The organism is Xanthomonas sp. Leaf148 (genome assembly GCF_001423585.1).
Lineage (GTDB): Bacteria > Pseudomonadota > Gammaproteobacteria > Xanthomonadales > Xanthomonadaceae > Xanthomonas.
The window spans coordinates 151,856-173,909 of record NZ_LMOP01000013.1 but is presented as its reverse complement, the minus strand read 5'-3'; the positions used below and the strand labels follow the sequence as shown (position 1 = coordinate 173,909).

At 63.9% G+C, this 22,054-nt stretch carries 20 protein-coding genes; 16 read left to right on the top strand and 4 right to left on the bottom strand.

The annotated features are described in order from the left end of the window. Positions 1 to 64: 64 nt before the first annotated feature. Positions 65 to 2,437: a 3-hydroxyacyl-CoA dehydrogenase/enoyl-CoA hydratase family protein gene (locus ASF90_RS20105; RefSeq protein ID WP_055854366.1), complete on the bottom strand. Its 2,373-nt coding sequence runs from the start codon at positions 2,435 to 2,437 to the stop codon at positions 65 to 67. 25 nt (positions 2,438 to 2,462) lie between these two features. After that, on the bottom strand, positions 2,463 to 3,095 hold the full coding sequence (locus ASF90_RS20100) for a TetR/AcrR family transcriptional regulator (protein ID WP_007963815.1): 633 nt from the start codon (positions 3,093 to 3,095) through the stop codon (positions 2,463 to 2,465). 218 nt (positions 3,096 to 3,313) lie between these two features. Here ASF90_RS20100 and ndk point away from each other — a divergent pair, with 218 nt between their 5' ends. The 8 genes from ndk to glp all read left to right on the top strand — a co-directional run bounded on the left by ndk (position 3,314) and on the right by glp (position 11,337). Beyond that, positions 3,314 to 3,739, top strand: a complete 426-nt coding sequence (gene ndk / locus ASF90_RS20095) for a nucleoside-diphosphate kinase (protein WP_002812972.1) — start codon at positions 3,314 to 3,316, stop codon at positions 3,737 to 3,739. Between the two features lie 18 nt (positions 3,740 to 3,757). Then, the gene (rlmN, locus tag ASF90_RS20090) at positions 3,758 to 4,963 is read left to right on the top strand and encodes a 23S rRNA (adenine(2503)-C(2))-methyltransferase RlmN (RefSeq protein WP_055854364.1); all 1,206 of its coding nucleotides are present in this window, start codon (positions 3,758 to 3,760) and stop codon (positions 4,961 to 4,963) included. Positions 4,964 to 4,973: 10 nt separating this feature from the next. After that, positions 4,974 to 5,762 (top strand): type IV pilus biogenesis/stability protein PilW, encoded by a 789-nt coding sequence (pilW, locus tag ASF90_RS20085; protein WP_055854362.1) that lies wholly within the window; start codon positions 4,974 to 4,976, stop codon positions 5,760 to 5,762. Further along, positions 5,759 to 6,619 (top strand): helix-turn-helix domain-containing protein, encoded by an 861-nt coding sequence (locus ASF90_RS20080; protein WP_055854359.1) that lies wholly within the window; start codon positions 5,759 to 5,761, stop codon positions 6,617 to 6,619. The genes pilW and ASF90_RS20080 overlap by 4 nt, the downstream gene beginning before the upstream one ends. Positions 6,620 to 6,689: 70 nt before the next feature. Further along, the gene (locus tag ASF90_RS20075) at positions 6,690 to 7,328 is read left to right on the top strand and encodes a tetratricopeptide repeat protein (protein ID WP_055854356.1); all 639 of its coding nucleotides are present in this window, start codon (positions 6,690 to 6,692) and stop codon (positions 7,326 to 7,328) included. After that, complete coding sequence (bamB, locus tag ASF90_RS20070; protein ID WP_055854354.1) at positions 7,328 to 8,545, top strand: outer membrane protein assembly factor BamB; 1,218 nt, start codon at positions 7,328 to 7,330, stop codon at positions 8,543 to 8,545. Before ASF90_RS20075 ends, bamB begins: the two co-directional genes overlap by 1 nt. Before the next feature lie 10 nt (positions 8,546 to 8,555). Continuing rightward, the gene (der, locus tag ASF90_RS20065) at positions 8,556 to 9,953 is read left to right on the top strand and encodes a ribosome biogenesis GTPase Der (protein ID WP_055854351.1); all 1,398 of its coding nucleotides are present in this window, start codon (positions 8,556 to 8,558) and stop codon (positions 9,951 to 9,953) included. A 163-nt stretch (positions 9,954 to 10,116) separates the two neighbouring features. Then, positions 10,117 to 11,337 (top strand): gephyrin-like molybdotransferase Glp, encoded by a 1,221-nt coding sequence (gene glp / locus ASF90_RS20060; protein WP_055854348.1) that lies wholly within the window; start codon positions 10,117 to 10,119, stop codon positions 11,335 to 11,337. Between the two features lie 400 nt (positions 11,338 to 11,737). On the opposite strand, the gene moeB is transcribed toward glp, so the two are convergent. Beyond that, on the bottom strand, positions 11,738 to 12,880 hold the full coding sequence (gene moeB / locus ASF90_RS20055) for a molybdopterin-synthase adenylyltransferase MoeB (protein ID WP_055854588.1): 1,143 nt from the start codon (positions 12,878 to 12,880) through the stop codon (positions 11,738 to 11,740). Here moeB and ASF90_RS23700 point away from each other — a divergent pair. The 6 genes from ASF90_RS23700 to ASF90_RS20030 all read left to right on the top strand — a co-directional run bounded on the left by ASF90_RS23700 (position 12,879) and on the right by ASF90_RS20030 (position 17,905). Further along, on the top strand, positions 12,879 to 13,181 hold the full coding sequence (locus ASF90_RS23700) for a hypothetical protein (RefSeq protein WP_153066554.1): 303 nt from the start codon (positions 12,879 to 12,881) through the stop codon (positions 13,179 to 13,181). The genes moeB and ASF90_RS23700 overlap by 2 nt on opposite strands. Positions 13,182 to 13,494: 313 nt before the next feature. After that, the gene (locus ASF90_RS20050; protein WP_055854346.1) at positions 13,495 to 13,710 is read left to right on the top strand and encodes a hypothetical protein; all 216 of its coding nucleotides are present in this window, start codon (positions 13,495 to 13,497) and stop codon (positions 13,708 to 13,710) included. Between the two features lie 461 nt (positions 13,711 to 14,171). Then, positions 14,172 to 15,215 (top strand): exodeoxyribonuclease III, encoded by a 1,044-nt coding sequence (gene xth / locus ASF90_RS20045; RefSeq protein WP_055854344.1) that lies wholly within the window; start codon positions 14,172 to 14,174, stop codon positions 15,213 to 15,215. Positions 15,216 to 15,698: 483 nt separating this feature from the next. Further along, complete coding sequence (locus ASF90_RS20040) at positions 15,699 to 16,952, top strand: molybdopterin molybdotransferase MoeA (protein WP_055854341.1); 1,254 nt, start codon at positions 15,699 to 15,701, stop codon at positions 16,950 to 16,952. Positions 16,953 to 16,989: 37 nt separating this feature from the next. Next, on the top strand, positions 16,990 to 17,559 hold the full coding sequence (locus tag ASF90_RS20035) for a molybdenum cofactor guanylyltransferase (protein ID WP_055854338.1): 570 nt from the start codon (positions 16,990 to 16,992) through the stop codon (positions 17,557 to 17,559). After that, on the top strand, positions 17,543 to 17,905 hold the full coding sequence (locus ASF90_RS20030) for a hypothetical protein (protein ID WP_055854335.1): 363 nt from the start codon (positions 17,543 to 17,545) through the stop codon (positions 17,903 to 17,905). Before ASF90_RS20035 ends, ASF90_RS20030 begins: the two co-directional genes overlap by 17 nt. 267 nt (positions 17,906 to 18,172) lie before the next feature. On the opposite strand, the gene ASF90_RS20025 is transcribed toward ASF90_RS20030, so the two are convergent. Further along, positions 18,173 to 19,177 carry an NAD(P)-dependent oxidoreductase gene (locus ASF90_RS20025; protein WP_055854332.1) on the bottom strand — a complete coding sequence of 335 codons (1,005 nt, stop codon included), beginning with the start codon at positions 19,175 to 19,177 and terminating at the stop codon, positions 18,173 to 18,175. 84 nt (positions 19,178 to 19,261) lie between these two features. On the opposite strand from ASF90_RS20025, the gene ASF90_RS20020 reads away from it, so the two are divergent. Together ASF90_RS20020 and ASF90_RS20015 are read left to right on the top strand one after the other, a co-directional pair. Further along, complete coding sequence (locus ASF90_RS20020) at positions 19,262 to 19,834, top strand: ANTAR domain-containing protein (RefSeq protein ID WP_055854586.1); 573 nt, start codon at positions 19,262 to 19,264, stop codon at positions 19,832 to 19,834. Between the two features lie 4 nt (positions 19,835 to 19,838). Continuing rightward, a complete protein-coding gene (locus ASF90_RS20015) occupies positions 19,839 to 20,918 on the top strand; it encodes a CmpA/NrtA family ABC transporter substrate-binding protein (protein WP_055854329.1) in 1,080 nt (359 codons plus the stop codon). The last annotated feature ends 1,136 nt before the right edge of the window (positions 20,919 to 22,054 follow it).

Genomic DNA, 22,054 nt, shown 5'->3' with positions numbered 1-22,054 from the left:
TTAATGGGGAGAAGCGGGAAATCGGTGGGGCTGTTACCCATTCCCGATTCCCCACTCCCGATTCTCAGTTCCTCAACGGCTTGCCCGTCTTGAGCATGTGGCCGATGCGCGCCTGGGTTTTTTCCTGCTGGGCCAGTTCGACGAAGTGCTTGCGCTCCAGCTTGAGGAGCCATTCTTCGTCCACCAGCGCGCCGCGATCGACTTCGCCGCCGCACATCACCGTGGCGATGCGGGTGGCAATTTCATAGTCGTATTCACTGATGAAACGGCCTTCCAGCATGTTGACCAGCAGCATCTTGAAGGTGGCGATACCGACGTCGCCGGCGACCTGGATGCGACGTGCCGGCAGCGGGGCGCGGTAGCCGCCTTCTGCCAGTGCACGTGCTTCGGCCTTGGCGATGTGCAGCGCCTCGAAGCTGTTGAACACGATCTTGTCGGTAGCGCGCAACAGGCCCAGTTCCTGGGCGTTGACCGCCGAGTTGGAGACCTTGGCCATCGCGATGGTTTCGAAGGTCTTCTTCAGTTCGGCGAACACGTCGCCGCCCGGACCTGCGGCGATCGAGGCGCGCACCGCGATCTCCTTCAACCCGCCGCCGGCCGGCAGCAGGCCGACGCCGGCTTCGACCAGGCCGATATAGCTTTCCAGCGATGCAACGGTCTTGGCGCTGTGCATCTGGAACTCGCAACCACCGCCCAGTGCCAGGCCGCGCACGGCCGAAATCACCGGCACCTGCGCATACTTGATGCGCTGGCTGGTTGCCTGGAAGTTGGCGACCAGCGCTTCGAACGCGTCCACCTTGCCGGCCTGCAACAGGCCCAGCGCGCCGGCCAGATCGGCACCGGCGGAGAAGGGCTCCTTCTGCTGCCAGATCACCAGACCGGCGAAGTCCTTCTCGGCGCGGCCAACCACGTCCTGCAAGCCGTTGAGCACATGGTCGGACACGGTGTTCATCTTGGTCTTGAAGCTCACCACCGCGATGTCGTCGCCGTCATGCCACATGCGCACGCCGTCGTTTTCGAACACGGTCTCGCCCGGCGAGAATTGTTCGCCCAACAGCGGATCGGGGAAGCGCTGGCGCTTGTAGACCGGCAAGGCGGAGCGCGGCAGCTTGGCGTCGTGCGCCGGGCTGTACGAGCCTTCGGCACCATGCACGCCGTCGCGGCCATCGAACACCCAATTCGGCAACGGCGCGCTGCTCATGCTCTTGCCGTTGGAAATGTCTTCGGCAATCCACTGCGCCACCTGCTTCCAGCCAGCGGCCTGCCAGGTTTCGAACGGCCCCAGCGACCAGCCGTAGCCCCAGCGGATCGCCAGATCCACATCGCGCGCGGTCTCGGCGATGTCGGCCAGGTGATAGGCGCTGTAGTGGAACAGGTCGCGGAACGTCGCCCACAGGAACTGTGCCTGCGGGTGCTGGCTCTCACGCAACTTGGCGAACTTCTCGGCCGGGTTCTTGATCTTGAGGATCTCGACCACTTCCGGTGCGGCAGTGCGATCAGCGGCGCGGTAATCCTGCTTCTGCAGGTCCAGCACCACGATGTCCTTGCCGACCTTGCGGAAGATACCGGCGCCGACCTTCTGGCCCAGCGCGCCCTTGGCGATCAGTGCGTCCAGCCACTTCGGCGACTTGAAATACTGGTGCCACGGGTCGTCCGGCAGCGTGTCGCCCATGGTCTTGATCACATGCGCCATGGTGTCCAGGCCGACGACGTCCGAGGTGCGGTAGGTCGCCGACTTCGGGCGGCCGACCAGCGGGCCGGTCAGGCCGTCCACTTCATCGAAGCCCAGGCCGAACTCCTGCGTGTGATGGATGGTGGACAGGATCGAGAACACGCCAATGCGGTTGCCGATGAAGTTCGGGGTGTCCTTGGCGTACACCACACCCTTGCCGAGCGTGGTGACCAGGAACGCTTCCAGGCCTTCCAGCACGGCTTTGTCGGTGCACTTGGCCGGGATCAGCTCCGCCAGGTGCATATAGCGCGGCGGGTTGAAGAAATGCACGCCGCAGAAACGGTGGCGCAATTGCTCGGGCAGCACGTCGGAGAGCTTGTTGATGCCCAGGCCCGACGTATTGGAGGCAAGTACAGCGTGATCGGCCACATACGGGGCGATCTTCTTGTAAAGGTCCTGCTTCCAGTCCATCCGCTCGGCGATCGCTTCGATGATCAGGTCGCAATCGCGCAACTGTTCCAGGCCGCTCTCGTAGTTGGCCGGCGTGATCGCCTCGGCCAACGCCTTGCTGGCGAGCGGGGCAGGGCTGAGCTTGCCGAGATTGGCGATGGCCTTGAGCACGACGCCGTCGGCCGGACCTTCCTTGGCAGGCAGGTCGAACAGCACGGTGTCGACGCCGGCATTGGTGAGGTGCGCGGCGATCTGCGCGCCCATGACGCCGGCACCGAGCACGGCGGCGCGACGAACTAGCAACGGATTGGACATAGCAATTAGCCTCTTGGTGGAGCGTTTACGGTGTGGAATGAGCGCGGAAACCAGGTTCCGCGAAACGAATGAGTTCGCGCGCGGCACGCGCACGATGGTCGGCCTCGCTGACGCCGGCCGGGCGCTTGATCAGCCCGAAGTCGGCCATGGCATAGGTGAGCGCACCGGCTAGAAAATCCAGCCGCCAATACAGCTCTTCCTTGCTCAGGCCCGGCACGCAGCCGGCGATGGCCTTGCCGAATTCGCGCAGAACATGGCCGTAATGGTCGGACAGGAATTTGCGCAGGTTGTCGTTCTTTTCCGCGTAGGCGCGTGCGATCACCCGCACGAAGGCGCCGCCGTTCTGGCGGTCCTGTGCCATCGCCAGCGCCGGCTCGACGAAGGCGGCCAGCACCGCGGTGAGCTCGCCCGGCTGCGATTTCTTTGCTGCCTCCAGCTGTTGCAGGCGCGCAGCGGTCATTTCGTCCATGCGACGGCGGAACACCTCGTTGACCAGGTTTTCCTTGGAGCCGAAGTGGTAGTTGACCGCGGCGATGTTGACGTCGGCCTGGGTGGTCAGCTGCCGCAGCGAGGTGCCGGCAAACCCGTGCTGGGCGAACAGCTCCTCGGCGGCACCGAGGATGCGGTCCTTGGTGGAGAAGTGGGCGGGCTTGGGCATGCGCTGGGGTCGGACTCAATCAAACGATTGTTTGAGTCTACGGGTTTGGTTGCGGGCAGGTCATGCGGCAATGCAGCACGATTCAGGGGGCGGTGTGCAAACACGGTGGCGAAGAGATAGAATTGGCTATCGCAAAGAAGCCTAAGCCCGCGTTTTGACGCGGGTTTTTTTCATGATAACCTCGGGTCTTTAGTGGCCCGCCCAACGGAGAACTTCCCATGGCGCTGGAGCGCACCCTGTCCATCATCAAGCCCGACGCCGTCGCCAAGAACGTCATCGGTGAAATTTACAGCCGCTTCGAGAAGGCTGGCCTGAAGGTCGTGGCCGCCAAGTACAAGCAGCTGTCGCGTCGTGAAGCCGAAGGCTTCTACGCCGTGCACCGCGAGCGTCCGTTCTTCAACGCGCTGGTCGAGTTCATGATCTCCGGCCCGGTGATGATCCAGGCGCTGGAAGGCGAAAACGCCGTTGCCGCACACCGCGACCTGCTGGGCGCGACCAATCCCAAGGACGCTGCGCCGGGTACCATCCGCGCCGACTTCGCCGATTCGATCGATGCCAATGCCGCACACGGCTCGGATTCGGTCGAGAACGCCGCCAACGAAGTCGCGTATTTCTTTGCCGCCACCGAAGTGGTCTCGCGCTGAGGCCGAGAGAGTCGAATCGTGAATGAGGTTGTGATCCCATCCGTGTTGCAGGACGTTCCCGTCCGTTCCCCGGAACTGCGCAAGCAGAATTTGCTCGACCTCGATCGCGAGGGATTGGAGCGCTTCTTTGCCGACACGCTCGGCGAAGCGCGTTACCGCGCCCATCAGGTGATGAAGTGGATTCACCACCGCTACGTCACCGATTTCGACCAGATGACCGACCTCGGCAAGGCATTGCGTGCGAAGTTGCACCAGCATGCCGAGGTACTGGTTCCAAATGTCGTCTTCGACAAGCCGTCTACCGACGGAACCCACAAATGGCTGCTGGCCATGGGCACCGACGGCAAGAACGCCATCGAAACCGTCTACATCCCCGACAAGGGCCGCGGCACGCTGTGCGTGTCCTCCCAGGTCGGTTGCGGGTTGAATTGCACGTTTTGTTCGACCGCCACCCAGGGCTTCAATCGCAACCTCACCACTGCCGAGATCGTTGGGCAGGTCTGGGTGGCGGCGCGCCATCTGGGTAACGTGCCGCACCAGCAGCGCCGCCTCACCAACGTGGTGATGATGGGGATGGGCGAGCCGTTGATGAATTTCGATAACGTCGTGCGCGCGATGAGCGTGATGCGCGACGATCTGGGCTACGGCCTGGCCAGCAAGCGGGTGACCTTGTCGACCTCAGGCCTGGTCCCGATGATCGACCGGCTGTCCACCGAAAGCGATGTCTCGCTGGCGGTTTCGTTGCACGCCGCCAATGACACGCTGCGCGAGAGCCTGGTGCCGTTGAACAAGAAGTACCCGATCGCCGAGTTGATGGAGTCCTGCGCGCGCTACCTGCGTGGCAACAAGAAACGTGACTCGGTGACCTTCGAATACACCTTGATGAAGGGCATCAACGACCAGCCGGAGCATGCGCGCCAGTTGGCCAGGCTGATGCGTCAGTTCGACAATACGGTGCAGTCCAAGGACGCCGGCAAGGTCAATCTGATCCCGTTCAACCCGTTCCCCGGTACGCGCTACGAGCGCTCTGGCGAGACGGAAATTCGCGCATTCCAGAAGATTCTGCTCGACGCGCAGGTGCTGACGATGGTTCGCCGTACGCGTGGCGACGACATCGATGCGGCGTGCGGGCAGCTCAAGGGGCAGGTCATGGACCGCACCCGTCGCCAGGCGGAATTCCGCCGCACATTGGAAGGGCAGGCCGATCGAGATGCGGCAGCGTGAACTTGCGTTAATGGCGGCCGTGGCGATCGCGTTATGCGCGGTCGGCTGCGGTGGTCGCAATGCCAAGGCCGGTTCGGCCAAGCGCGTGGAAGAAGTCGCGCCGGTGTATTCGTTCCGCGACAACAAGGCCACCAAGGATCGTCTGGCGGTGCAGGAAAAGCTCGGCCTGGCCAGTAACCGGATGCAGACCGGCGACTATGCCGGCGCCGAAGAGCAGATCCGCGCCGCGTTGAAGAAAGATCCGCAATCGGTGGACGCCATCGGCATGTTGGCCCTGATCCAGGGTGGCCGCGGCGATGTCGCCGGTTCGGGCGCATCCTATCGCCGCGCCGCCGAACTGGCGCCGCAGCGCGGAGATGTGTTGAACAATTATGGCGCGTGGGTATGCGCCAATGGGTCGCCTGCTGAATCGCTGATCTGGTTCGATCGCGCATTGGCCGACCGCACCTACGCATCGCCTGCGTCCGCACTCGGCAATGCAGGTGGTTGCGCACTCAAGGCGGGGCAGCCCGAGCGCGCGGCAAGCGATTTACGCAAAGCGCTCGAACTGGATCCGAGTAATCCCTATGCGTTGGAGTCGATGGCGCGGCTGGAGGCCGGACGGCGCAATTATTTTGAAGCACGTGCTTTTATCGAACGGCGGCTTGCGGCTGCACCGGTAACGGCTTCCGTGTTACAACTCGCCATTCAGATTGAGCAAGGGCTAGGCGACAAGGTAGCTGCCAGCCGTTACCAACAGCGGTTGGTCAAGGAATTTCCTGACGCAGCGACCGCTAACCCCGGGGCCAATGCATTGTGATCAGTGATTCCAATCCGAACCCTTTCGAGCAGGAAAAGGGCTGCGGGCCGCAGTTACGCGACGCGCGCGAAGCGGCAGGCCTGAGCATCGACGATGTCGCCGGCAAGCTGCGCATGCCGGCGCATGTGGTGCGGTCGCTGGAGCAGGAAGACTGGCAGCGCCTGGGCGCTCCGGTTTTTGTGCGCGGTCAGTTGCGCAGTTATGCGCGGCTGCTGCATATCGATCTGGAGCCGTCGCTGCAGCAAGCCAGCATCGCACCGATCGAACCGGTGAAGCTGGTCAGCCATACCCACACGCCGCGTGCGCGCCGCATTTTCGAAAGTACCGCGCGCAAGGCGATGTATGTCGTCATCACCGGTGTGTTTGCGGTACCGGTCTGGTATGCGACACGCTCGCATCTGGACGGCAGGTCGCCGAGCACGGTGTCGCTGGACAGCATGCCGGTCGCAGCGAAGACAGGCACGGCCGGTAACACTTCAGCGCAACCGGCCGCAGCGCCGCGCGAGCAGCCGGCGCCGTACATTGCGTCGATGACCCCGGTGCCGCGCGCAACGCCCGAAGCCGAGGCATTACCGGCAGTGGCGGATGCTGGCAAAAGTCTGTCGTTGAGTTTCAGTGGCGACAGCTGGGTGCAGATCCTGGCGCCGGATGGCAGCGCAGTCGAAAAAACACTGATCCGTGCCGGTGAGCGTCGCAGCTATTCGCCGGGTCAGGTGGGCCGCATCGTGCTGGGCAATGCGTCGGCGGTAGAGGTTCAGCAAGGCGGCAGTATCGTCGATGTGAAACCGTTCCAGCGCGCTAACGTGGCCCGTTTTGCGGTATCCTCCGACGGCTCCGTGGTACCTGCTTCCGAGTGAAGCGGACTGCGGTTTTTCATTTTTCCCTTTTGATGTTCCGCGCCTCCGGGATGACGGAGCGAGAGTACGCATGGCGATCGACGATCTGCTGGACGAACACGAACAAGGCGAACGCGTTCGTTCCTGGTTGAGAAAGAATGGCGCGGGACTGGTGGGCGGCGTCCTGCTCGGACTGGCCCTGATCCTGGGCTGGCAGTGGTGGCAGAAGCACACCACCACCGAATTGGTTGAAGCCAACGCGCGTTACGAGGCGGTGGTGAAGTCGATCCAGGGCAAGGACCTGGACAAGGCGGCCAAGGACATCGTGGCGCTCGACGACGGCAAGGGCGGCATCTATGCCGAACTGGCGGCGCTACGTCTGGCCAAGGCGCAGGTCGATGCCGGCAAGAATGCCGAAGCGATCAAGACGCTGCGCGACGTGCCTGCACAAGGCGAGCTCAAGCAAATCGTGCAGCAGCGTCTGGCACGCGTGCTGACCGAGAGCGGCAAGCCGGACGAGGCGATCAAGCTGTTGGCCGATGCGCAGGATCACACCAGCCTGGAGATCCGCGCCGACGCGCTGGTCGCGCAGGGCAAGGCCGATGAGGCGCGTGCGCTGTACGCCAAGGCATTGACCACGGTGGATGTGGCCTCGCCGCAGCGCCGGTTGCTGGAAACCAAGCTGATGGATGTGGGCGGCAAAGTGCCCGATCCGGCGGAGCAGATTTGATGAAGCAGGACACCATGTACAAGCGCATTGCGTTGATCGCCCTGATGGGTATGTCGTTGGCGGGTTGCAGCACGGTCAAGGGCTGGTTTGCCGGTAAGGATGCTGCTGCCAAGAAGGCGCAGGAGCCTGCCGAGCTGGTCAAGTTCGAACCGTCGGTCAAGGTCGACAAGATCTGGTCCACCGGCATCGGCAAGGGTGAAGGGCACATTGGTGTGCGTCAGCGCCCGGCCGTGGCCGATGGCAAGGTGTACGCCTCGGCGATCACCGGCGGCGTGCAGGCGCTGGACCTGCAGACCGGCAAGCGCGTGTGGGAATACAAGCCCAAGAAAGAAGAGCGTAACGATCGCAAGTTCAAGCAGCGCCTCTCCGGCGGTCCCGGTGTTGGCGAAGGCCTTGTGGTGATCGGGACGCTGTCTGGCGATGTGATTGCGTTGAACCAGGCCGACGGCACCGAAAAGTGGCGCGCCAAGGTACCCAACGAAGTGATCGCCGCGCCTGCCATTGCACAGAGTCTGGTACTGGTGCGTAGCAACGACGGTCGCGTCAGCGCCTTCGATGCGGCGACCGGCGAGCGTCGCTGGTTCCATGCCGAGGAAGGCCCGACCCTGTCAGTGCGCGGCAATGCGCCGATCGTGACCGGCCCGGGCGTGGTGTTCGTCGGCAACGATAGCGGCACCTTGAGTGCGCTGGCGCTGCAGGATGGCCGCCCGTTGTGGGAGCAGGCCATCGGCGTGCCGGAAGGTCGCACCGAGCTGGAGCGCATGTCCGACGTGGACGGCGCACCGGTGGTGGATGGCACCACGCTGTATGCCACCAGCTTCAAGAACGAAACGCTCGCGCTGGAAGGCCCGAGCGGCCGTCCGCTGTGGACGCGCGATCACGGCGGCGCCGGTGGCGTTGGTGTGTCGTCCGCCATGGTGGTGGTGTCCGACAACGCCGGTTCGGTGTGGGGCCTGGACAAGAGCAGCGGTGCGGCGATGTGGTCGCAGGCTGCCTTGGCGCGCCGCTCCCTGACCGGTGTGGCCATCCAGGGCGATTACGCCGTGGTTGGCGATTACAAGGGTTATCTGCACTGGCTGAAACTCAGTGATGGTGCACTGGCCGCGCGCGCTCGCGCTGGACGCGACACGCTGCTGGCGCAGCCGATAGTCGTCGATGGCATTCTGCTGGTACAAAACACCGACGGCGATCTCACCGCCTTCCGGTTGGCACAATAAGGACCTTGCGATGCTGCCCCTGGTCGCCCTGGTTGGACGGCCCAATGTCGGCAAGTCCACCATTTTCAATGCGCTGACGCGCACCCGTGACGCGCTGGTCCATGACCAGCCGGGCGTCACCCGCGACCGTAACTACGGCGTCTGCCGTCTCGACGAGGAGCGCCCCTTCATCGTTGTCGATACCGGTGGTATCGCCGGCGACGAGGAAGGCCTGGCCGGTGCGACTGCGCGTCAGGCACGCGCTGCCGCAGGCGAGGCGGATCTGGTGCTGTTCGTGGTCGATGGCCGCGAAGGCGCCTCATCGCTGGACGACGAAATCCTGGCCTGGCTGCGCAAGCTGGCGCGGCCGACTGTGCTGGTGATCAACAAGATCGACGGTACCGACGAAGAGACCGTGCGCTCGGAATTTGCGCGCTACGGCTTCTCCGATGTGGTGGCACTGTCTGCTGCGCATCGGCAGGGGATCGACGAACTGCTCGAAGAAGTCGGTGCCCGTCTGCCTGCGGAAGGTGCCGGCGAGTTGTTGGATACCGATCCGGCGCGCGTGCGTATCGCCTTTGTCGGTCGCCCGAACGTGGGCAAGTCGACGCTGGTCAATCGCCTGCTTGGCGAAGAGCGCATGATCGCCTCGGAAGTGCCGGGCACCACGCGCGACTCGATCGCCGTGGATATGGATCGCGACGGTCGCCAATACCGTTTGATCGACACGGCAGGCCTGCGTCGCAGGGGCAAGGTCGAAGAGGCGGTGGAGAAATTCAGCGCGTTCAAGACGCTGCAGGCGATCGAACAATGCCAGGTCGCAGTGCTGATGCTCGATGCCGGCGAAGGCGTCACCGATCAGGACGCGACCATTCTTGGTGCAATCCTGGACGCTGGCCGTGCGCTGGTCGTAGCGATCAATAAGTGGGATGGACAGAGCGACTATCAACGTGCGCAGGCCGAAGACCTGTTGTCGCGCAAGCTGGGCTTTGTCAGCTGGGCCGAGGCGGTGCGGATTTCCGCGTTGCATGGCTCGGGCATGCGCGAGCTGTTCCAGGCGATCCATCGCGCGCATGCATCTGCCACGCATGAGTTCAGCACCAGCGAAGTGAATCAGGCGCTGGAAATCGCCTACGAAACCAATCCGCCGCCTAGCATTCGTGGCCACGTCTCCAAGTTGCGCTATGTGCATCCGGGTGGCGCAAATCCGCCGACGTTTATCGTGCACGGCACGCGATTGAAGGTGCTGCCGGAATCCTACAAGCGCTATCTGGAAAACTTCTTCCGCAAGCGCTTCAAGCTGGTGGGGACGCCGGTGCGTTTCATCTTCCGCGAAGGCGCCAATCCGTATGAGGGCAAGAAGAACACGCTTTCGGACCGTCAGGTTGCGCGCAAGCGGCGTTTGATGCGGCACGTCAAGGGCAAGTAAGTCTTTGCGGTATGCCATGGCGCCTCGGCGCCGTGGCATCGATGGATTGCAGCAGCATGTGTTGGGTAGCGAGCGGCGGGTAATGCGCCCGCACGCGGCATCTGCATGACAGGCCGGCGGGGTAGGCCCCGAGCAGTCATGGCACGCTGGTATCCTTCATGCCATGAACGACTATCCCACCCGTATTGCTTACGCGCAGGCGTTGCAGATTCTGCACGCCGTCGCCGGTGCCAATCGTCCGCCCGACGAAAACATTGCCACCGCGCGTGCCGATGGCCGCATCTGCGCTGCCGATCTGATCGCGCCACTGGCGTTGCCGCCATTCGCCAACAGTGCGATGGATGGCTTTGCATTGCGGCATGCCGATCTGGCTGGCGCGCAGACGCGCTTGCAGCTTGTCGGCGAGCAGTTTGCCGGCGAGCAGTGGGGCGGCACGCTGGCCGAAGGGCAATGCCTGCGCATCACCACCGGTGCTCCGCTTCCGGCAGGTGCCGACACCGTGGTACCCAAGGAAGACACCGAAGAACGCGACGGCGTGGTCACCATCCGGTCCACACCCAGCGCGGGTGCATCGGTGCGCTTGGCCGGCAGCGATGTGCGTGCAGGCGATCTGGTCATCCAGACCGGGCAGGTGCTGACTCCCGCGCGCATCGGGCTGGCTGCGGCGCTGGGCATGTCGCGACTGGCGGTGGCACCGCGGCCGACCATCGCGGTGCTGGCCACTGGCGATGAGTTGGTGGAGCCGGGCATGCCGCTTGGCCCCGGCCAGATCTACAACAGCAACCGCGACATGCTGATGGCGCAGCTGCGGGCGCTGGGCTATGCGCCGACCGCGTGGCCGACCTTGCCGGACGATCCGCAGCGCATCCGCACCATGCTGGAAGATGCGGCGGCCGCCTTCGATGTGGTGATTACCTGCGGCGGTGTGTCGGCCGGCGAAAAGGATTATCTGCCGGGACTGATCCAGGAGTTGGGGCAGATCCATTTCTGGCGTGTGCGCATGCGTCCGGGCATGCCGGCGGTGTTGGGGCAGATCGGGCGCTGCCTGGTGTTGGGGCTGCCGGGTAATCCGGTGTCTGTCCTGGCAACGTTGATCGCCTACGGTGTGCCGTTGCTGGACGGGTTGCAGGGACGCAGCGAGCCGCGCCCGTTGTGGCACGCCGCGCTGGCTAGTCCCTGGGAAAAACGTCACGAGCGCCTGGAATTCCTGCGCGGCCGCTTGGAATGTGGCACCGACGGACATCTGAGCGCGCAGCCGCATCGTGGCGACGCTTCGCATTTGCTGCGTGGCGCGGCCGACAGCAATGCCCTGATCGTCCTGCCGGAGCAGGCGCGTCGCTTCGAGGCGGGCGAGATCGTGCGGGTGATTCCGTACGCGCTGTAGGCAGATGACCAAGAGCGGCTCACTCAACGTGGTGAGCAGTCGTCAAGTGGGTATGGACGGCGCGCTCAGAATCCGTGTGTACGAGTGATTCCGAGCACGGGCCGCCCTACCTGGCGGCTGCAACGTCGTTTGACTAGCTGCTCTAAATGACTCGTCTGCGCGGCGACGCTGCAGTCGCGTGGGCAAGAAGGAAGCGGTGCGGAGAATGTGTGCCGCTTGGCTTCGCCGCGCTGCAAAAGCCGCTGTGGTACGCAGGCGCCTGAGGTGGGTTCGCTCAACGCGTTAGCGCTTCAACCGACGTTGATTGGCCGCCAAGTCGCGCCGGCGGATCTGCGCCGCTAGCGCGATCAAGGCGCTGATCGGACGTTGCAGACCTGCAATGCCGCTTCGAAAGCTGCGCTCAGCCGACTGCGCTGCCGCAAAAGGACGCGTAGTCCGCATAGCCGGGAAATGCCACATCCGGCGCGCACACCGGGCAGTGCGGGTCGGGCGGCAGGCGGATCTCGCGAAACCGCATCGACAGCGCGTCGAAGCTGAGCAGGCGGCCGCTCAGGCTGTCGCCGATGCCAAGCAGCAATTTGAGCGCTTCGGTGGCTTGCAACAGCCCGATCACGCCAGGCAGCACGCCGAGTACGCCTGCTTCCGCGCAGCTGGGGGCAAATTCCGGCGGCGGCGGCTCGGGGAACAGGCAGCGGTAGCACGGCGCCTGCCCGCGATGGCGGCCGGCATCGAACACGCTCACCTGGCCTTCGAACTGTTGCACCGCGCCGTAGACCAGTGGCTTGCCGAGTTTGACGCAGGCATCGTTGAGCAAATAGCGCGCCGCAAAGTTGTCGGCGCCGTCGACCACGACATCAACACCCTGCAACAACGCTTCCACGTTGTCGGCGGTCACGCGTGTCTGCACCGCCTCGACGTGCACGCGCGGATTGAGCGCGCCGATCCGCTGTACCGCCGAGTCAACCTTGGCAGTGCCGACGCTGTCTTCGGTGTGCAGGATCTGGCGCTGCAGATTGCTGCGGTCGACGACATCGTCGTCGGCCAGGCGCAGGTGGCCGACGCCTGCGGCAGCGAGATAAAACGCAGCCGGCGAGCCCAGCCCGCCAGCGCCGATCAGCAGCACGCGCGCACGTGCCAGCCGCTGCTGGCCTTGCAGGCCGACCTGCGGCAAGCGCAGATGCCGCGAATAGCGCTCAAGAAAATCCTGTTCGTCCGCCGGCAGGGTCGGGCGCACCAACGGCAGGCCATCGCTCATCCATGCAGTGGTCCCGCCCAGCACCGATGCCACCTGCGCGTACCCCTGTGCACGCAAGACCTCGGCCGTGTGCGCGGAGCGTTTGCCGCTCTGGCAGATCAACAGGATTTCGCCTGCTTGGTCGGGCAGATGCTGGGTGGGTGCGGTTTCAAGATCGTGTTGCGCAATCGCCAACGCACCTTCGGCCTGGCCGCTGGCGCGCTCATGCAGGTGCCGGATATCGATCAACAAGGCGCCTTGCAGGGCGCGTGCACGCGCATCGGCGGGGGAGAGGTCATGGCTGTTCATGGCGCCATTGTCGCGCAAACATCGGGGGTTTGACGTGCGGTGGCTGACGGTGGGAATCGAGCGTACCCAGGCCGATCCTCTGGCCTTCGAGCGCGGTGTCGAAGAACCCTTTACAACGCCATCTTGGCGGATGACTGAGCGAAGTCCTCGGAAGGTGTGGCCCGCACCTGGCGCAGAAATTCTGCGGCACGCTTCCGGCGATAACTGCAGCAGATCGATCAGCATCGCGAAGTGTCTGGACCTTGCGTTCAATCACGAGCTCAACAACAAACTGACGCTGCTGGCTGGAGCGCGCAAGTGACTAGGAACCACGACCAATCACTGCCTGGGTTGCCAGCGCGCAGATTTCCCAAGCGAGATTGCAGCGCTGGTGCGTCCGTAGCACTGCAGATTTTCGTTCCGCCGATGACGTTGCCTGCTGCATTGTCATCAGGCTCACCCAGGCGGCGGTAGCGTAGCGGAATGGTGTTGCGTTGGATGTTCGTCAGGCAGATGCGGACGGTCTCTGGAATTTGCGTGTTCGCGTCAACGCGCAAGTTATGCGCTGTCCGAATCCAACTGAGCATTCTTCGCCACGTCTTATCAACCGCGTTTGGCTACAGAAGGAGATCTTGATGACACCCGATATCGATGCGCAATTGAAACAGCTGGCAGAACACTTGCCTGAGATTCGCAGCCAGCATCCGGACGATTTTTGGGACGTGTTCCACGCACGTGCCGAAAAAATTACTGCTGGTGCCCAGTCGCAGGAAGAGGCCGCGCAGATTGTTAAACGGATCGATGAAATTCTGGCCGCCAATCAGCTGGGACCAGCAGATCCTGGGGCGTGAGATCGCTGCTGCTCGGTTGCCAATCGCGGGCGATAGCGCATGAGTTGGTGCGACCTATCGATCGATGTGCATGTCTTGCGTGATTGAAAGCGGCGCTGCGTCAGCACTGACTCGGCGTTGGTTTCGTCTTCATCCCGCTGTTTGTTCGTGATGCACGCATCCGATTTCAATTCGGTGAAACGCGGTGCGGTGCGTGGTGCGTGCGGGGGCATCGTATGGTTGTGTGTGCGACCGCATCGCCAAAAGCCGGTCTTCCAGGCGTGGTAGCAGACGGGTGGAGGCGAGACTGGCACTTTCCCGCATGCCTGGCTTTGATGCCTTGCCTGTCGTGGTCGGGCGCGTGCAGCGAGGCGTGTGCGCCCATGCATGCCTGCGCGGCAGCTTCACCTCGCTTGGGCATCGCCTTCATGTGACCGCCGCCATGCTGCGATTTCATCGAGCGCGCAACAAGCTGGCAATCCATGGCAAGCACCACACGCAAGATCGCCACCTTCAACGTCAACGGAATCGCCAGCCGGTTGCCGCACCTGCTGGAATGGCTCATGCGCGAGCAACCAGATATTGTGGGTCTGCAGGAGCTAAAAGCCACACAAGAGGCGTTTCCGGAGCAGGCGGTTCGCGATGCTGGCTACGGTGTGATCTGGCAGGGACAGCGCGCCTGGAATGGCGTTGCCTTGCTGGCGCGCGGCGCCGACCCTGTCGAGATTCGCCGTGGCCTGCCCTGGGACCCGAGCGACACCCAGAGTCGCTATCTGGAAGCGGCGATTCATGGAGTGGTGGTGGCGTGTCTGTATTTGCCCAACGGCAACCCGCAGCCTGGTCCGAAATTTGATTACAAGCTGGCCTGGTTTCAGCGTCTTATCCGGCATGCGAAGACGTTGGTGGAGTTGCCGCATCCGGTGGCCTTGATCGGCGACTTCAACGTCGTGCCGACCGATGCGGACATCTACGACCCCAAGGGTTGGCGCAAGGATGCATTGCTGCAACCGGAAAGCCGGCAGGCGTACCAGGCGCTGCTGGAGCAGGGCTGGACCGATAGTCTGCTGGCGGTGCATGGCGATGCGCCGATCTATACGTTCTGGGATTATTTTCGCCAGCATTTTGCGCGCGATCGCGGGCTGCGTATCGATCATTTGCTACTCAATCGCGCATTGGCGGCCGGCTTGCAGGATGCGGGCGTAGACAGATGGGTGCGGGCCCTGGAAAAGGCCAGCGATCACGCGCCTACCTGGATCAGCGTGCGGGTACCGGACGCGATCGCCGAGACGATGGCGAGCGATGAAACCGCATCGACGACGCGCAAACGTGGGGCGAAGAAAAAAACGCCAGTGCGCAAACCGGCAGCAAAGACCGCGGCGAAAAGCGGTTCAAAGCGCGCCGCGAAGCAGTCCGCTACGGGAGCGGTGGCGAAAAAGAAAAATGCAACGCGCACGTCGGCAATCAGTTCCGCAAACGCTGGCAAAGCAGCAGCGAAGAAGGCTGCGCGCACGGTTGGCAAGACGTAACGGAAACGGCTACGCCATGCGTCCAGTTACCAGCTGGTTGCTGTGCCAAGTCAATCACGCCGTCGCGCTAGACCGCTTGCGAATGAGCATGGGGTACGGAGATGCGGCTTCTGCATCTTTCTCTGGCACTGCGCTGTACTCCAGCTGGAATGGCACTGCAGATCACGCACTGCACGGGCGTTGATCCTTCAGTCGATGCCTGTTTGTGCAGTCGACACTCAGAGGCTCCGCCAGCCACTCCTCAGTCATTCCGTCCAGGCGACGATGTTTGATCCGCTGCGGCACATCGCCGATGCTTACAGTCAGCAGGACCAGGGCATTGCTGACGATAGACGCAGGATTACCAACCAGCGCGCTTTAGAGGCAGGTCGATCGCGGCGCCCAGGTTGTGGCGCTACCAGAACGCCACTGCCCACGCTGTACCGGCCACGCTGCAGGCCGGTATCCTAGCCAGGTCATCCACCGGTCGGCATCGCATTGCTCATGATCAGCTACGCCGAAGCACTTGCCATCGTGCACCAGCAGGTCGCCACGCTAGCCGGCGAGTGGGTGGACAGCGCCGATGCCGAGGGCCGTGTACTTGCGCAGGCGTTGTCGAGTCCGGCCGAGCTGCCACCATTCGATAACAGCGCCATGGATGGGTTTGCCATCGCCACACAGGGGCTTGGTGCTGCAGCAGGCAGCGAGCATGTAGTGGCGGGCACGGTCGCAGCAGGGACAGATGCCAGTGCGGCGGAGTTGGGTGCGGCGTGGGAGATCATGACCGGCGCTGGCGTACCTGCGCATGCCGATGCGGTGGTGCCGATCGAGCAGGTAGATGTTCTTGCCCACCACGACGCACGCCCCAGCCGCATCCGGCTGCGTGCGGATGTGCGTGCGGGGCAGCACATCCGCTGCCGTGGCGAAGATGTTCGCCTGGATGATGTCGTGATCGCTGCGGGTACCGTGCTGCGTGGTGCGCATTTGATGTTGCTGGCTGGTCTGGGATGCGCGCAAGTTCAGGTCGTGCGGCGACCACGGGTTGCGCTGATCGCGACCGGCCGCGAGTTGATCAGCGACCCCACGCAACCGCTGCAACCCGGACAGATCCGCGATGGCACCAGCAGCTATCTGCGCAGCCAGGTGCACGCAGCGGGCGCGCACCTGGTGTGGCAAGGGCAGGTGGGTGACGACGATGCGGCGTTCGACGCCGCACTTGCACAGGCGCGCAACGCTGGCGCCGACGTGATCTTGAGTACGGGTGCGGTGTCGCGTGGTCGCTATGACTTTGTGCCCGATGCATTGGCGCGGCACGCAGCGCGCCTGCTGTTTCACAAGGTCGCCGTGCGACCGGGCAAGCCGGTGTTGCTGGCACGGTTTGCCGACGGCGTGTTGTACGTGGGCTTGCCGGGCAATCCTATGGCCAGCGCGGCTGGGCTCCGGTTTTTTGTCGAACCGGCCTTGCGCGGATTGCTGGGCATGCCGGACGAGCGCGGCCTGCGCGTGGCATTGGAGACGCCGCTGCAAGCGCGGCCGATCTGGCGCCAGCATCTGCGTGCTCGGTTGTACTGCAACGCGCTGGGCGCGCTGTGCGTGCAGATCCTGCCGCAGCAGGAATCGTTCCGGGTGGCGCCCTTGCTGCAGGCCAATGTCTGGGCGGTGCTGGAGCCGCAGGACGACGCAGCGGCGCCACATACGACCGCGGAGGTTTTCGGGCTGGGCCATCTGCAGCCGGCAGCCCCGGTGTTGATGGCATGAGCCGGCATGCGGACCGCACGACAGGCGCGTGCACGGCATGAGCGCCGCATCTCCATGGACCGGTGTGGTGCTGGCCGGCGGCCGCTCGTCGCGGATGGGGCAGGACAAGGCCATGCTGCTTTGGCGCGGGCGTCCATTGATTGCGCAGATGCAGGCGCTTCTGCGCGATGCGGGTGCGCAGGATGTACTGATCAGCGGCCAGCGCCCGGACTATGACGGCATCGCCGATACGCAGCCGGATCTGGGGCCGCTCGGCGGGTTGGTCAGCGTGATCGATCAGGTCGCCGATCTGACCACGCTGGTGGTGGTGCCGGTGGATATGCCGCTGCTTTCCACGCAGTTGATCGCGCGATTGCTGGCACCCGCGCAGCAGCGCTGTGTCACTTTCGATGAGCAGATGTTGCCGATGCGCCTGTGCATCGATGCCACTGTGCGTGAAGCGTTGTCGACGTTGATGCACGGTGCGGCCTCGTCACGCTCGCTGCGCGCCCTGCAGCGTTCACTGCAGTGCCATCGCGTGGCTGTCACAGACAGCGAACGCGCCGCGTTCGTCAATTGCAATACGCCCGAGCAGTGGAGTCAGCTCATTCATGAAAATCCAGATTGAAGGTCAGAACGTGCGGTTCCGTATCGACGAAGACGAACTGGCTGCTTTGCTTGCCGGGCGCAGCGTCGACAATCTCAGCCGTTTGCCAAGTGGGCAGGGCGCGCGGCTGGTGCGGCATAGCGTCAGCCTGACCGGCGGTCACGCTGCATGCAATTGCGCCACCGATCACTGGCAATTGCTGGTGCCGCGCGATGCGTTGGAACAACACGCCCGCCAACTTCCGAGCCGCGAGGGATTGAGCTTCAGTTTCGATGCGGGCGCCGGGCATGCAGAACACATGGCGCTGCACGTGACCTTCGATATCGATGTGCGCGACAGTGCGCGCAAGCGGTTTCCGAAGGAGTGAGTTGACGTCTTAGATGCGCCGTTGCTGCATGCGCGTGATGGGCCGACACAGGGATGGAATGCGGTAAGCGCTCGTCCTTCGGTCTGCCCAGCACCGACACGGCCGCAGTCTGCTTGCGACTTGAAGCGGCTAAAAATGTGGTGAGCAGTCGTCAGGCGAGTGGGGACGGCACACCGGAAGCTGAGTGCATGTAGAGATACATACGCACTCCGAGCACCGACCGCGCCGCTTGGGTGCTGCGTAGACGTTTCTGTTAACCGCTCTTGGTCACGGCGTGAGCCGCTTGCACCGTTCGGTGCAAATGCCTGGTACGCGCTCGCAGGCCAGTCCGCGTTCCTGCAGTGCGGCTTCGATCGGGGCCGCTGCCGTAGCGCAGTAGCCGGTACCGCTGCGCAGCGCAACCACATGCAGGCCTTCGCTTGCCAGTTCCAGCAGCAATGCGTGCTGTGCCTGAGGCTCGGGCGGCAGTGCGCGCCGCGAGGCGTCGCGGCGCGCCAACTCGAGGATCGCGTGGGGCACATCCGCGCCGACTAGCAGTACATCGGCCAGATTCATTGCACGCAACGCCTTCAAGGTCAGCAGCCCTGGATCGCCGGGGCCGGTGCCGACCAGCTGCACGCTGCCGCGCGCCGGGACGGTATTTGCATCGTCGAGTGCCGCATTGAAGGCCGCTTCGGCTGCGGCATCGTCGCCGGCCTGCAGCAGCAACGGCACCTGCCCATCGATCACGCGATCGAACCAACGCCTGCGCCGGTTCATATCGGGAAATTGGCTGCGGATACGCTCGCGATGGCGCGCAAACAAACCAGCGAAGCGGCCCACCGATGCATCCAGCTCGCGCTCAAGCCGCTCGCGCAGGCGGCGTGCCAGCATCGGCGCCGCACCGGCCGATGAAATGGCGATGACCAGCGGGTCGCGATCCACGATCGCCGGCACCTGGTACGTCGACAGCTCGGCATCGTCCACCACGTTGACCAGCCGCTGACGCGCGCCCGCGGCCGCAGCGACGCGTTGATTCAAGTCGGTGTCGTCGGTGGCTGCGACCACCAGCCACACCGTGTCGATCCAGGCCGGATCGAACTCCCCGCCGAGCTGCTCGAAGCGCCCGGCCTGCATCAACTCCGCAAGCTCAGGCGACAGCGCGTGCGCATACAGGCGGATCTGCGCGCCTGCCTTGAGCAGCGCGAGCACCTTGCGCGTGGCGACCTCGCCACCGCCGATCACCAGCACGGCACGCCCCTGCAGATTTGCGAACAACGGAAACAACGGCATCAGACCCACTCCAAAATGATGACTCGCACCAACGGCATGTTGCATGGCACCATCGGGCCACGTCCACACGCCTCGCCGCCGCCAATGCGTGTTTTGCTGGTCAACGATACCGAAAAGCCCATTGGCGAACTGCGCCAGGCATTGACGCGCGCCGGCTACACGGTGCTCGACGATGTGGCATCGGTCGGTGCGTTGCTGCATGCGGTGCAGAGCCAGCAGCCGGATGTGGTGGTGATCGACGTGGATTCGCCGTCGCGCGACACGTTGGAGCAGTTGTCGATGCTGCACACCCACGCGCCGCGCCCGGTGGTGATGTTTTCCGGCGATGGCGACGACGCGCTGATCCACGCTGCGGTGGGTGCAGGTGTCACCGCGTATGTGGTGGATGGCCTGGCGCCGGCGCGGCTGGCGCCGATCGTGCAGGTGGCGCTGGCCCGGTTTGCGCACGAAAGCAGCATGCGCAAACGCCTGGACGATGTGCAGCAGGCCTTGCAGGACCGCAAACAGATCGACCGCGCCAAGGGCCTGCTGATGGAAAAACGTGGCCTCAGCGAGGCCGATGCGTACGCCGCGCTGCGCCAGCAGGCGATGAAGCAGGGCGTCAAGCTGGCCGAAGTGGCGCGACGCATCGTGGCCATGGCCGAGTTGTTGGGATGAACAGATGAGCCAAGCCGACCTCCCCGTATTGCGCGTGGCCTACATGCCGCTGATCGACTGCGCGCCGTTGATTGCCGCACATCGGCTGGGCCTGGATCGCGTGCACGGCCTGCAGCTGGACCTGCACCGGCAGGCCTCCTGGGCCGGCGTCCGCGACCGTCTGCTGGCGGGCGAAGTGGACGCAGCGCATGCGCTGGCCAGCCTGGTGTATGCCATCGATTTGGGCGTTGCCGGGCCGCAGTGCCCGATGGCGTTGCTGATGACGCTCAACCACAACGGTCAGGCGATCACCATGGCGCCGGCATTGGCGCAGGCGCTTGTCGACGGCCAGGCGCTGCCGCAGGTACTGAAAAACCTGGGACGACGCGCGGTGTTTGCGCAGACCTTTCCCACTGGCACGCACGCGTTGTGGCTGTATTACTGGCTGGCCGCGGGCGGCGTGGACCCGATGCGCGATGTCGATGTGCTCAGCATTCCACCGCCGCAGATGCCCGATGCCCTGGCCAGTGGATTGATCGATGGCTACTGCTCCGGGGAGCCCTGGGCGGCCGTGGCGCAGGCGCAGGGCAGCGGCGCGCGGGTGATCCGCAGTGGTCAACTGTGGCCCGGTCATCCCGAAAAGGTGCTGGCCTGCCGGCGCGAGTTTGCCGCCTTGCAGCCCGAGCTGACCGAGCAATTGACCGCCTGCGTGCTGGAAGCGTGCCGCTGGCTGGATGCCTCTGCGGACAATCGCGCGCACTGCGCGCAGTGGTTGGCGGAGCCGCAGCATATCGGCGTGTCGGCGGCGCATCTGGCAGCGTGCCTGGATGCCGATGCAGATGCCGATGGTCTAGCGCGCGATGCCACCGCGCTGGCCTTCCATCGCCACGGCACGGTGAACATGCCTTGGCTATCGGATGGCGAGTGGTTCCTGCGCCAGTTTCAGCGCTGGGGATGGCACGACATCCAGGACGACGATATCGCGCGGCTGCGCGACATCCATCGCTTGGACAACTATCGCCGTGCCGCGGCGCGCGTGGGGGTGGCTGTGCCGGATGGCGATCATCGGCGCAATCGGTTGTTCGATACACCTATAGGCGACTGATACGGTTTTTTTGAAGGGCCTTGCCCGGCCACCATCGCGGGACACGCTGTGCATCCGTCCATTGAGGCCCTTATGCGGCGTCCATGCCGCATAACGTCCGGCGACGGTAGGCGGGCAAGGACCAGAGGAGAGGGTTGGTGTGTTGTTTTTTAATACAGCGACCGACCAACGGTCTGGCGCGGTGTCCTCGCCGCTTGCGGGACCGTGTGGCGGCATGGATGCCGCCACCGAGCCTCCAGAGATGGATTCAAAGCGTGTCCCGCTAGCGGCGAGGGCATCGCACCCGCGACGTACTCGGGGTCTGCCTCTATCAATAAAGACGCGACGAATCGATACCTCGCCTGCTTCGCAGTGGTTGGATAGTGCGGAAGGAGCCTTGCGGAGCGGCTGAGCTGAGGTTTTTCTGCAGGGCCCTTGCGCGCCTACCATCGCGGGACACGCCGTGCATCCTTCCGGGGAGGCTCTTATGCGGCATCCATGCCGCATAAGGTCCCGCGACGGTAGGCGCGCAATGACCAGTGGAGAGGGCTGGTGTGTTGGTCTTAGATAAAGCGACCGACCAACGGTCTGGCGCGGTGTCCTTGCCGCTCGCGGGACCGTGTGGCGGCATGGATGCCGCCACCGAGCCTCCACGGACGGATTCACGGCGTGTCCCGCGAGCGTCGAGGGCACCACGCCCTCGACGCACACAGCACTTGCCTGAATTTACAAGGATGTGACGAATCGACACATCTTCTGCACCGCAGTGGTCGGATAGCGCAGATGCATTCTTTGCGGAGCCGTAGGTCCACGGCTTCGCTGCGGCACACGCGATGGGTGCAGCATGTTGATCTTGCCTAGCTAGCCATCTGGATGGCCGGCGCACGCTATTGGTGCGTAGCCGCACGAAAGACGGGAGTGGCGAGCTGCATCTGTCCACCAGAAAGCCGCGAAGCATTCGCGCGAAATTCGATGAAACGTCAATTTTTCAATGGCTTGCGGCAATGTGACGTGTTGATGAAAAAGTTGGCACGCTGATTGCGTAGCAGTCACGTGCAGGTACAACGGCGTGCCTGCAACAACACGTACACGGTGCAGCGGTTCAACGGCGATCCGCACGCATCCAGGACAACGGCGTCCTTCCGGTTTACCGGAGG